The sequence below is a fragment of the Burkholderia sp. LMU1-1-1.1 genome (assembly GCF_040675865.1).
Taxonomy (GTDB): domain Bacteria; phylum Pseudomonadota; class Gammaproteobacteria; order Burkholderiales; family Burkholderiaceae_D; genus Rugamonas.
Map to the genome: position 1 here is coordinate 112,388 of NZ_JBEGHG010000013.1, position 11,623 is coordinate 124,010.

Sequence of the window (11,623 nt, forward strand, 5' to 3'; positions counted from 1 at the left end):
CTTTCAACATCAAACTTTAATTCGGAACATCCACCGTCGTGCCGCTGACGGTAATGAGGTTGCCCGGCGCCGGCGCCTGCACGAACGGCGGTACGTTGGCCACTGTCATCGGCGTGGTCGCGTCCGGCCGCGTCACCGTGCGCACCACCTGCGACGGCGGCAGCGGAACGGTCGGATTGCGCAGGTGGGCCATCATCGCATCCAGCGCGCGGAACAGATAGATGTGCAACGGCACGATGTTCTGCGGGAAGACGCTGGTGAAGGTGTCGAAATGGTTGGCGTTCAGCACCTCGATGTAGCGCAGCTTGCTCGCTGGCCCCTCGGCCAACGCGTTCAACCCCAGATAGGCACGCGAATTAAAGTTCACCACCATCAGCGTGTCGCTGCGGCCGGCGGCGATGATCGCCGGCTTGCCATGCAAATTGCCGGTTGCCAGGACCTCGGCCGCGCCGGAGCGGACGCGCGCGCTTTGCTCGGCCAATGTGCCGGTCAGGGCGTTGCCGTTGACCGGGTCGATGCCGGTCGCCAGCGCCCGCAGGCACAGGAAGCCATCCAGCGACTGGTCGGCCAGATTGGTGCTTGGCGACACGCCCAGGTTGTAGGACTTGGGTCCGCCCACCGACGCTTCATAGATAGGCGTGCCGATGATGCCATTCTGGGTGGCGAAGCTGACGGCGCGCTGGGCCGGCGTGAACGGCACCGGCGAACCGGTCGCGTCAACCGGCGCGAAAGTGAATCCGCACAGCTGGTCGGTCACCGAGAAGCGGCCGTAGGCGTTGGCGTAGGTCACGGCCACCAGCACCGTGGTCAGCGCGTGCGAGGCCTGCAGCACGTCGGAGTCCGGCAGCCAGCCGTAGGCGCGTAGCCGCGCGCGGGCGTCGAGCTGCTGCGCCGCCAAGTCCGCGCCGGTCAGCAGCCCCTTGGCGACCAGCGCCGTGCAGCGGCCCGGAGCGGCCGCCGTGGCGGCGATGCACGGCTGGTACAGCGCGGCGTAGGTCGAGTAGTCGATCAGCCACTTGCCCTGCCCCGTCGCCGGCACGCCGTTCTGGCGGATCGAATAGCCGGTCGCGGTGCGCGGCTGGATCTGCGGCTCGGTGGCGGCCACGCCGTCGATCAGGCCCCTGGTGTCCTGCTCTGCCGCCAGCAAGGCCGAGGCGGCGCCGTTGGAGATGCTGGAACCGATGGTGATCGTGTTGGTCGGCGTGAAGCGCACCACGTGGTGGGTGTTGTCCCGGGCGTACCGGCCGTACTGCTCGTTCAGGATGTAGAACGCGAACTCGACCGCCTGCAGCGTGTTCTTGCCCCAGTCCTTCTCGGGATTCTGTTGCGAGTGCGCGTGCTTGAAGGCGACGCGTCCCGGCCTGCCGGTGGCGAAGGCGGCGCGGTCGGCATCGCTGAGCACCGGCGTGAAGTTGGAGTTCTTGCCGGCCGCGGTCCGGGTGGCGCGCACACCGTTCTGCAGGTTCACGCTGTCGTCGTCGAAGGTGTACAGGCCGGTCCCCGAGCCCTTGTCGGCATAGGCGACCGCGCACTTGTTCTTCAGGCCCCACTCGCCGGACGTGCCGATGGCGCCGTAGATCCCGCGCGAGCCGCTCGACACACCGGTAATGATGCAGGGCTTGTCGACATCAAAGCTGGTGGGGATCTGCACCATCAAGGTGACGTTCTGGTTGCCGCTGCCGTCGTCGGCGTAGGCGATGAACTCGCTGCCGGCGATCTTGCCCTCGCCGGTCGTGGGCGTGCCGTTGGCGTCCACGTTCGGGCCGTACAGCCGGCCGAAGCCGGCGGCCGAGCTGATGTCCTGGATGGCGCGGTAGTTGGACCAGATGGCGTTGCGGCGCAGTTCGGCCGCTGTCGGGTTCGCGTCATTGACGTAGGTAGGCACCGGACCGGCCAGACCGGTCGCCCCCAGGCCGGCGGTCAGCAAATCGTCGCTGACGCCGTCGTAGGTCTTCGCGGTGATGGTGCCGAGAAAACTGGGACGCTCGTTGATGATCTCCGGCCCATCATGGTGATGGCCGCAAGCGGTCAGTGCGATGCCGGCCAGCGCCAGCGTGATTTTCTTCGTATGCATGTCATCCTCTTCTTCAGTAAGTCTCAAAGCAACGGACGGACTACCCCCAATCCAGCCAACGGCCAGACAAAAAAATTTACTCTCGATTTGAAAAGGACGCCGGACAGAACGTCCGGCGTCTGTGCTAGATCATGCGGGCTTCTTGTTGCCGAGCTTGGCGACGATTTCGCCGATGATTCCGCGGCGGAATAACAACACGCAGACGATGAAAATCAGGCCGATCACCATGGTGACGGCTTCGCCGATGGTGTTGAACCATTCGATGCCGGTGACCCGGGTCAGGTAGATGCCCCAGTCGCCCAGCTTGTTTTCCAGCATGATGATGATCACCGCGCCCAGGATCGGACCGGCCAGGGTGCCCATGCCGCCCACCAGGGTCATCAGAATCACCAGGCCCGACATGGTCCAGTGGACGTCGGTCAAGGTCTCGAAGCCCTGCACCAGCACCTTGGTGGAACCCGCCAGGCCGGCCAGCGCGGCCGACAGCACGAAGGCCAGCAGCTTGTACTTGTCGACGTCGTAGCCCAGCGAGATGGCGCGCGGTTCGTTCTCCTTGATCGCCTTGAGCACCTGGCCGAACGGCGAATGGACGATGCGCACGATCAGCATGAACGCCAGCACGGCGATGGCCAGCACAAAGAAGTACAGCGTGGTGTCGTTGGACAGGTCGATCATGCCGAGCAGTTTTCCACGTGGAACGCCTTGCAGGCCGTCCTCGCCGCCGGTGAACTCGCCGGCGCTGAGGGCGCCGAAGAACACCATCTGCGCCAGCGCCAGGGTGATCATCGAAAAGTAGATGCCCTGGCGGCGGATCGCCAGCCCGCCCATCACCAGGCCCAGCAAGGCGGCGCCGGCGACGCCGGCCAGAATGCCGAGCTCGGTCGGCCAGCCCCATACCTTGAGCGCGTTGCCGGCCACATAGCCGGCGCCGCCGAAGAAGGCGGCGTGGCCGAACGACAGCAAGCCGGTGAAGCCGATCAGCAGGTTGAAGGCGCAGGCGAACAGCACGAAGCACAGCAGCTTGGCCAGGAACACCGGATAGCCGATGAACGGCGCCGACAGCGCGATCGCGAAAGCGATGAGATAACCGATTTTCTTGTTCATCCGTCCCTCCTATTTTTCTTTACCGAACAAACCAGCGGGACGGATCAACAGCACGACTACCATCACGAGGAACACCACCGTCGACGAAAACGGCGCATACACCACCTTGGTCAGGCCTTCGATCACGCCCAGGCCGAGGCCGGTAAGGATCGAGCCCATGATCGACCCCATGCCACCGATCACCACAACGGCGAATACGACGATAATCAGGTTCTGACCCATCAGGGGCTGCACCTGGATGATCGGGGCCGCCAGCACCCCTGCAAAGCCCGCCAAAGCGACGCCGAAGCCGTAGGTGAGCGTCACCATCAGCGGCACGTTGATCCCGAACGCTTCCACCAGCTTCGGATTCTCGGTGCCGGCGCGCAAATAGGCCCCCAGTTTGGTCTTTTCGATCACGTACCAGGTGGCCATGCAGACCACCACGGACGCCACGACGACCCAGGCGCGGTAGTTCGGCATCACCATGAAGCCGAGGTCGGTGGCGCCGGCCAGCGCGTCGGGCACCTGGAACGGCTGGCCCGAGACGCCGTAGAAGGACCGGAACACGCCCTCCACCAGCAAGGTGATACCGAAAGTCAGCAGCAATCCGTACAAATGGTCGAGCTTGTACAGGTGGCGCAGCATGGTCTTTTCGATAACGATGCCGAACACGCCGATGATCAGCGGCGCCAGCAGCAGCATGGTCCAATAGTTCAGACCGAAGTAAGTCATCCCCATCCAGGCCACGAAGGCGCCCATCATGTACAGGGCGCCGTGGGAAAAGTTAATAACGTTGAGAAGGCCAAAGATGACGGCCAGGCCGAGTGACAGCATCGCGTAGAAGGAGCCGTTCACCAGCCCCAGCAGCAGCTGGCTCATCCATACGCTCAAGGGATAGCCGAAAATTTCCATGAGATCACAGTCTAAAGAGCACCTGGCCGGACGGCGAGGCAGGATAAGAGGACAAAAACAAGGTCAACAACAAAGAACGGAACGGACCGGCGCCTCGCCACGCGGAGTGGCGCTGCGCCGGCCCTGTGTACAACTCAGCTTATTTCCACAGGCTGCATTTGGTTTCGGCCTTGGTGGCGTACGCCTGGTCGCCCGGAATGGTGGCCACGACCTTGTAGTAATCCCACGGATATTTCGATTCGGACGGCTTCTTCACTTCCATCAGGAACATGTCGTGGACCATGCGGCCGTCCGGACGGATCACGCCGTTCTTGGCGAACATATCGTTGATCTTGTTGGCCTTCAGATAGGCCATGACCTTGTCGGAGTCGTCGGTGCCCACGGCCTTGACCGCCTTCAGGTAGTTGGCGGCGGCCGAGTAGTCGGCGGCCTGCAGCATCGACGGCTCCTTCTTCATCTTGTCGAAGTAGCGTTTCGACCAGGCGCGCGTTTCCGGATTTTGATCCCAGTACCAGCCGTCGGTCAGGTACATGCCCTGCGTCAGGTTCAGACCCAGCGAGTGGACGTCGTTGATGAAGATCAGCAAGCCGGCCAGTTTCATTTTCTTCGTGATGCCGAACTCGTTGGCGGCCTTGATCGAATTGATCGCGTCGCCGCCGGCGTTGGCCAGGCCGAGGATCTGCGCGCCCGACGACTGCGCCTGCAGCAGGAAGGACGAGAAGTCCGACGCCGACAACGGGTGCTTGACCGAGCCCATCACCTTGCCGCCGGCGGCCTTGACCACGTCCGACGTATCCTTTTCCAGCGACTGGCCGAAGGCGTAGTCGGCGGTCATGAAGTACCAGTTCTTGCCGCCCTGCTTGACGATGGCGCCGCCGGTGCCGCGCGCCAGCGCGATGGTGTCGTAGGCGTAGTGCACGGTGTAAGGCGTGCATTCCTCGTTGGTCAGGCGGGCCGAGCCGGCGCCGATCGAGATGAAGACTTTTTTCTTCTCGGCGGCCACCTTGGCCATGGCCAGGTTGGCGCCCGAGTTGGTGCCGCCGATCAGCATGTCGACGCCCTGCTGGTCGAACCATTCACGCGCCTTGGAGGCGGCGATGTCGGCCTTGTTCTGGTGGTCGGCGGAAATGAACTCCACCTTCTTGCCGGCGATGACGACGCCGGCGTCCGCGATCGCCATTTTGATGGCCTCGGCGCCGCCGGCGCCGTCGATATCCGTATACAGGCCGGACATGTCGGTGATCATGCCGATCTTGATGGTGTCGCCGGAAACCTGGGCTTGCGCGGCGAACGACAGGCCCAGCGCGCAGATGGCGGTGGCGGCGATGGTGATAGCTTTGAGTTTCATTTTGTCTCCGTTCGAAAAGTCGTGATTTAGATTTGTATGCTCACAGAACGATGAAATAATTTTCTACACGCCAAGCAACTCGGTCAGCACCGGCATCTTGTCGCTCAATTCGGATGAAACAAAGGTCTCGACGATCTGACCGTGCTCCATCACATAAAACCGGTCCGCCAGCGGCGCGGCGAACCGGAAATTCTGTTCCACCATGACGATGGTGTAGCCCTTCGATTTCAAGGTGGTGATCATGCGCGCCAAGCCTTGCACGATGACAGGCGCGAGGCCCTCCGAAATTTCATCGAGCAGCAACAGGCGCGCGCCGGTGCGCAGGATGCGCGCCACCGCCAGCATCTGCTGCTCGCCACCCGACAGGCGCGTGCCCTGGCTGTGCTTGCGCTCCTCCAGGTTGGGGAACATCGCGTAGATTTCCTTGATCGACATGCCCTTGTCGCCGGTCGACAACTGCGGCGGCAGCAACAGGTTTTCCTCGGTCGACAACGAGGCGAAAATGCCGCGCTCCTCGGGGCAATAGCCGACGCCGAGGTGGGCGATTTTATGCGTCGGAAAACCGATCGCCTCGACGCCGTTGATCTTGATCGAGCCCTTGCGCGCGCCGGTCAATCCCATGATGGCGCGCAGGGTGGTGGTGCGGCCGGCGCCGTTACGGCCCAACAAGGTGACGACTTCGCCGGGCTGCACCGTCAGGTTGACGTTGTGCAGGATGTGCGATTCGCCGTACCAGGTTTGCAGGTCGGAGATTTGCAGGGCGGCCGTCATCAGTGGGCTCCTTCCAGCTCGGCGGCCTCGGTGCCCATGTACGCCTCCATCACTTGCGGGTTGCGCGAGACCTCGGCGTAGGAGCCCTCGGCCAGCATGGCGCCGCGCTGCAAAACGGAGATCTTGTCGCAGATGCCGGACACGACTTTCATATTGTGTTCGACCATCAAAATGGTGCGGCCGGCCGAGACTTTTTTGATGAGGTCGGTTACGCGGTGCACGTCCTCGTGGCCCATGCCCTGCGTCGGTTCATCGAGCAGCATCAGCTCGGGCTCCATCGCCAGGGTGGTGGCGATCTCCAAAGCGCGCTTGCGCCCGTAAGGCATGTCGACGGTGACGGTGTCGGCGAACTCGGTCAGATCGACCTCGGCCAGCAGTTGCATCGCACGGTCGTTGAGCTTGTCCAACGCGCGTTCGCTCTGCCAGAAATGGAAGCTCGTCCCCAACTGCCGCTGCAATCCGATGCGGACATTTTGCAGCACCGTGAGGTGGGGGAAGACCGCTGAAATCTGGAACGAACGGATCACGCCCATGCGGGCTATCTGCGCCGGCTTGGCCGCGGTGATGTCCTTTTCGTTGAACAGGATCTGGCCCGAAGTGGGCACCAGGAATTTCGTGAGCAGATTGAAGCATGTGGTTTTACCGGCGCCGTTGGGGCCGATCAGCGCGTGGATGTGACCGCGCTGTACTTTCAAATTGACGTCGTTGACCGCAGTAAAACCTCTGAACTGCTTGGTCAAGTTCTTCGTTTCCAAGATAACACCGGACATCCTGTCTCCCTTGCTTTTATGGTTCAAGGTACTAAATTTTTTTAGATCATACAGAGTAAAAAATTAGCTAACAATACAGTATAACTACTACTTACTTTTGATCTAACGCTAACAGGCGCGCCCTTTACTTCCGGGCTGAACGGATCATTTCTGAAGCTTTTTCGGCGATCATGATCGTCGGTGAATTGGTGTTTCCGGATGTGATAAATGGCATGATGGATGCATCGACAACGCGCAGGCCGGTCACGCCGATGACACGCAATTCGCTATCGACGACGGCGGTCGGATCGTCGGCGCGGCCCATCTTGCAGGTGCCGACCGGATGGAAGATGGTGGTGCCGATATGGCCCGCCGCCTCGGCGAGTTCTTCCTCCGTGCGGTACTGGATGCCGGGCTTGTATTCTTCGGGCGAGAACTTTTTCAGCGCCGGCGAAGCGACTATTTGGCGCGTCAACGTCAGCGCCGCCGCCGCCACTTTGCGGTCCTCGGCGGTGCTCAAATACATCGGCGAAATCTTGGGAGGCGCGTACGAATCGGCGCCGGCGATATGCACATGGCCGCGCGATGTCGGACGCAGGTTGCACACGCTCGCGGTGAACGCGGGGAAGGCGTGCAAAGGGTCGCCGAATTTTTCCAGCGACAAGGGCTGCACGTGATATTGAAGATTGGGCGTCGGCTGATTGGCATCGGAGCGCGCGAACGCGCCCAGCTGCGACGGCGCCATCGACATCGGCCCGCTCTGGAACATCGCGTACTCCAGGCCGATCTTCATTTTGCCGAACCAGTTCGACGCCATCGTGTTCAAGGTGCGGGCGCCACCGCCGAGCTTGTAAATCATGCGCAGTTGCAGATGGTCTTGAAGGTTTTCACCGACGCCGGGCAGGTCGGCCAGCGGCGCGATGCCATGGTGGAGCAGCTTCGCGGCCGAGCCGATACCGGAGCACTGCAAAATCTGCGGCGAACCAACGGCACCAGCCGCCAGCACGGTTTCTTTCGCGGCCATCGCTTGATACCTGGTGCCGCCGCCGGTGAAAATCACACCTTTGCACACCGGTCCCTGGTCGGTCATTTCGATCTGCAGGCGTTCCACGTGGCAGCCGGTCATCACGGTCAGATTGGGCCGGCCCGATACCGGCTTGAGGAAAGCCTTCGCCGTGTTCCAGCGGATGCCGCGTTTTTGATTGACCTCGAAGTAACCGCAGCCGGCGTTGTCGCCGCGATTGAAATCGTCGACCTTCGCGATACCGTTCTGCTCGGCGGCATCGCGGAACGCGTCCAGTATCTGCCAAGACAGGCGCTGTTTTTCCACGCGCCACGGACCGCCTGCGCCATGCTCTTCGGAAGCGCCGCCGTGATAATCCTCGCTCTTTTTAAATAGCGGCAGCACCGCGTCCCAGCGCCAGCTGGCGTCGCCGGTCAGATCGGCCCAGCGGTCGTAGTCGCCTGCCTGGCCGCGCATGTAAATCATGCCGTTGATGGAGGAGCTTCCGCCTAGTACTTTGCCGCGCGGGTAAAGCAGGCTGCGCCCATTAAGGCCGGCGTCGGCTTCGGTGCGGAACATCCAGTCGGTACGCGGATTGTCGATGCAATGCAGATAGCCGACGGGGATATGTATCCAAACATAATCGTCCCTGCCGCCCGCCTCGATCAGCAGGACGTCGACGTTCCTGTCCGCGCTTAAACGGTTTGCCAACACGCAGCCAGCCGAGCCTGCCCCAATGATGATGTAATCGTAGTCGCCTGCTGATTCCAAAAACTGCTCCTCCAAGGATGACTCGGTATGCCGGGGCGTTTGGGCTCTCTCGGCGGTCTCAGCCTTAGTCTACGCTGCGTTCATCTCCGATAGCAATGTTTCAACAAGCTTGGCGGCGGGCATGGGGCGCGCGCGCGCAACACCGGTGCCGCACCACAGCGACATCAACTCGGTATCGCCACGCTTGGCCGCCTCGGCGCGGATCGGTGTAGTTAGCGCATTTTGAACGGGATATGCGGGCAATTGCGCTTCGACCGGTTCCAGTTCCCGCATCAAACGGTTCACCAGGCCACGGGCATAGCGTCCGGAAAAGGTGCGCGTGAGCCGGGTCGGATGGTCGCCAGCGGTCAACAAACGTTGTTTGTAGTGTGGATTAATTGCCGATTCGTCGGTCACCAGAAAGGCGGTTCCCATCTGTACCGCCTGCGCGCCCATGTCCAGTGCCCGCTTGATATCGGCGCCGTCCATGATGCCGCCGGCAGCGATGACGGGGATATCCACTGCCGCGACTATCGTCGGCAGCAATTCGAACGTTTTTAAGGTCGCGTCTTCCTGAGCGCCGATGAAGGTGCCGCGATGGCCGCCCGACTCGGTACCGGACGCGATCACCGCATCGGCTCCCCTGCTCTGCCAGGCGATGGCTTCCTCGGCGTGGGTGATAGTACCGATCACGACAATGCCAGCGTCATGCAAACGCTGGATTTGCTCCGCGCTTAGGATGCCGAAAGTAAAGCTGGCGACAGCCGGGCGCAGTTCTATCAAGGTTTCAAACTGTGCGGCGAAGTCCTCGCACCATTTGGCGGGCGTAGGCAACTCGGTCCAGCCCAGCGACGACCAAAGCGGCTTCAGCCATTCGACAGCCTTGCTTATTTCAGCCGGATCAGGCTGCGGAGTCTCCAGGACAAAGAAGTTGAGGCAAAAAGGTTTACCGGTCAAGGCACGGATTTGCGCGGTTTGTTCGCGGATCGCAGCTGGAGAAAGTAGGGAGCAAGCCAACGAACCGAGGGCACCGGCGTTGGACACAGCGGCGACTTGGGCCGGTGTATTGGGGCCGCCTGCGGTAGGCCCCTGGATGATTGGATGCGGAAAAACGGATGTCAGATTCATCATATTTCTCACTGTAAGGTCCACTTACTCCTGTGGATAAGTCTATGGATATCCACAGGCACGATATGTGAGTAAACAAAAAATTTCTGGGGAGCTGTTTTCTTATCCCAAAACAGTTCTTTCGTCATACACGGCTTACGAGCCTGCTTATGAAGTTCGTAAACGCCTGATTCTAATCCAAAATGAGGACTTATCCACAGAAAAGTGTCTACGTTAACAACTACTACTATTTTTATATATACATCTTTAGAGTAAACCATAGTTCACGCGGCTCGAAGAAAACCCCAAAAACCGAGGCGCAAGCGCCTGAAGACCTTTGTGTCAAAAAAAAGTAGTAGCACTGATCGAGGACAGTGTTCGGCATACACGCGACGACCTGCAAAACAAAAAATTGCTATATAGACACGTAGGGCGGATTAGACCGAAGGTCGTAATCGGCCATCGATGAGCCGTCGACGAACCCTGGCCGATTACGCCTCGCTAATCCGCCCTACGTGGTTTAGATGAGATTCGGCGCTGTGGCCGTTGTTGATGTTGCTGAAAAGCTCTGAAAACACTGCAAAACCGTGCTGCCTGTGAATAACTTACTGGATATCCACAGGATGAGTTGTGAGTAAGCTCGAAGTTATCCAAGGGCCGACATTTTATACAGAATTGCTCCGTAAATGGTACAGCGCTTATGCAAGTGCTTATCTTTCGCGTAAACCAATGATTCGTAAACGTATACAGAACTTATCCACAGCTAAATGCCCGTTTACTACTACTACTATTTTTATATATATCTTTGTAAACTACTAAACCCGGAAAAGCGAAAACCGACCCGAAAACCCGAAAAAGCGCAGATTTCTGACGAAATCTGAGGCCCTCTACGTGGACGAAGACCCGTTTACACAGCAAAAAACGCCTTAAAATCGACTGTTTTTTGCTTCGCACTGTGGAGAACTCGCAGAAAATCCACAGCCCTCCACTTGAAATTCAGGAAAAGACATGCGTTTAGGCATCATTAGTGCGTTGGCTGAAGAACAGCATGGGCTGATAGAAGCCCTTGAGAGCCCCTACAAGCACGTCCATGGCATGAGGGAGTACACGACCGGGAAACTCTGGGAAATCGACGCTGTGTGCGTTCTGTCGCGTATAGGCAAGGTTGCAGCGGCAATGACAGCTGCAATCCTTGTGGAAAAGTTCGGAGTTACCCACATCGTCTTCACCGGCGTTGCTGGAAGCGGGGATAAAAACGTCAAAGTCGGGGATATGGTCGTCGCGGAAGCGCTGCTTCAGCATGATTTCGATGCCAGCCCGCTGTTTCCCCGGTTTGAAATCCCGCTGACCGGGCTATCGCGCTTCGCCACCGACGTTGCTCTGACGGAAAGATTGGCCATCGCAGCCGCCAAAACCACGCGTGTGCATCGCGGATTGATCGCCAGCGGCGACCAGTTCATAGGGAAACTGGCGCAAATCCAGGCCATCAAAGCCGGATTGCCTGAATTATTAGCAGTAGAGATGGAAGGCGCGGCAGTCGCGCAAGTATGTTTCGAGCTTGGCATCCCGTTCGCGGTGATCCGCACGATCTCCGACAACGCCAACGACGACGCCGCCGTCGACTTCATGCATTTCATCAAAACGGTAGCATCGCGCTATGCATACGAGGTTATCCACAACTTCTGCAAACCATAGCAACTCCGGGGTCAGGTCCTAATGCCGCTAACTTAAGCTTTTAGCGGCATTTTTGTTGTAAACGGCGGCCGGAAGTGTTAACTTGCCGGCACGATGCTATCAGATGCCATTTCCCTCGCTATAGACCT

Annotated in this window: 9 protein-coding genes; 1 reads left to right on the forward strand and 8 read right to left on the reverse strand. The window is 59.8% G+C overall.

The features are described 5' to 3' along the window. Positions 1 to 16: 16 nt before the first annotated feature. The 8 genes from MRBLMU1_RS14830 to MRBLMU1_RS14865 form a co-directional block, all read right to left on the reverse strand. A complete protein-coding gene (locus tag MRBLMU1_RS14830; RefSeq protein ID WP_363502609.1) occupies positions 17 to 2,074 on the reverse strand; it encodes a 3-hydroxybutyrate oligomer hydrolase family protein in 2,058 nt (685 codons plus the stop codon). Positions 2,075 to 2,203: 129 nt separating this feature from the next. Next, positions 2,204 to 3,178, reverse strand: a complete 975-nt coding sequence (locus MRBLMU1_RS14835; protein WP_363502611.1) for a branched-chain amino acid ABC transporter permease — start codon at positions 3,176 to 3,178, stop codon at positions 2,204 to 2,206. A 9-nt stretch (positions 3,179 to 3,187) separates the two neighbouring features. Continuing rightward, a complete protein-coding gene (locus tag MRBLMU1_RS14840; RefSeq protein WP_363502613.1) occupies positions 3,188 to 4,072 on the reverse strand; it encodes a branched-chain amino acid ABC transporter permease in 885 nt (294 codons plus the stop codon). A 139-nt stretch (positions 4,073 to 4,211) separates the two neighbouring features. Further along, a complete protein-coding gene (locus MRBLMU1_RS14845; RefSeq protein WP_363502615.1) occupies positions 4,212 to 5,420 on the reverse strand; it encodes an ABC transporter substrate-binding protein in 1,209 nt (402 codons plus the stop codon). A gap of 63 nt (positions 5,421 to 5,483) precedes the next feature. Beyond that, the gene (locus MRBLMU1_RS14850; protein ID WP_363502617.1) at positions 5,484 to 6,191 is read right to left on the reverse strand and encodes an ABC transporter ATP-binding protein; all 708 of its coding nucleotides are present in this window, start codon (positions 6,189 to 6,191) and stop codon (positions 5,484 to 5,486) included. After that, on the reverse strand, positions 6,191 to 6,961 hold the full coding sequence (locus MRBLMU1_RS14855) for an ABC transporter ATP-binding protein (protein ID WP_363502619.1): 771 nt from the start codon (positions 6,959 to 6,961) through the stop codon (positions 6,191 to 6,193). The genes MRBLMU1_RS14850 and MRBLMU1_RS14855 overlap by 1 nt, the downstream gene beginning before the upstream one ends. 124 nt (positions 6,962 to 7,085) lie before the next feature. Further along, entirely contained in the window at positions 7,086 to 8,714 is a 1,629-nt protein-coding gene (locus MRBLMU1_RS14860; protein ID WP_363502621.1) for a GMC family oxidoreductase, read from the reverse strand. Positions 8,715 to 8,783: 69 nt separating this feature from the next. Beyond that, positions 8,784 to 9,821: an NAD(P)H-dependent flavin oxidoreductase gene (locus MRBLMU1_RS14865; RefSeq protein WP_363502632.1), complete on the reverse strand. Its 1,038-nt coding sequence runs from the start codon at positions 9,819 to 9,821 to the stop codon at positions 8,784 to 8,786. Between the two features lie 987 nt (positions 9,822 to 10,808). On the opposite strand from MRBLMU1_RS14865, the gene MRBLMU1_RS14870 reads away from it, so the two are divergent. Next, positions 10,809 to 11,495 (forward strand): 5'-methylthioadenosine/adenosylhomocysteine nucleosidase, encoded by a 687-nt coding sequence (locus MRBLMU1_RS14870; RefSeq protein ID WP_363502623.1) that lies wholly within the window; start codon positions 10,809 to 10,811, stop codon positions 11,493 to 11,495. Positions 11,496 to 11,623: the final 128 nt, after the last annotated feature.

Excerpts from the sequence above, each read along its gene's own strand:
- MRBLMU1_RS14830 (WP_363502609.1), bottom strand. The coding sequence starts at position 2,074 with ATGCATACGAAGAAAATCACGCTGGCGCTGGCCGGCATCGCACTGACC.
- MRBLMU1_RS14865 (WP_363502632.1), bottom strand. The coding sequence starts at position 9,821 with ATGAATCTGACATCCGTTTTTCCGCATCCAATCATCCAGGGGCCTACC.
- MRBLMU1_RS14850 (WP_363502617.1), bottom strand. The coding sequence starts at position 6,191 with ATGACGGCCGCCCTGCAAATCTCCGACCTGCAAACCTGGTACGGCGAA.
- MRBLMU1_RS14835 (WP_363502611.1), bottom strand. The coding sequence starts at position 3,178 with ATGAACAAGAAAATCGGTTATCTCATCGCTTTCGCGATCGCGCTGTCG.
- MRBLMU1_RS14845 (WP_363502615.1), bottom strand. The coding sequence starts at position 5,420 with ATGAAACTCAAAGCTATCACCATCGCCGCCACCGCCATCTGCGCGCTG.
- MRBLMU1_RS14855 (WP_363502619.1), bottom strand. The coding sequence starts at position 6,961 with ATGTCCGGTGTTATCTTGGAAACGAAGAACTTGACCAAGCAGTTCAGA.
- MRBLMU1_RS14870 (WP_363502623.1), top strand. The coding sequence starts at position 10,809 with ATGCGTTTAGGCATCATTAGTGCGTTGGCTGAAGAACAGCATGGGCTG.
- MRBLMU1_RS14840 (WP_363502613.1), bottom strand. The coding sequence starts at position 4,072 with ATGGAAATTTTCGGCTATCCCTTGAGCGTATGGATGAGCCAGCTGCTG.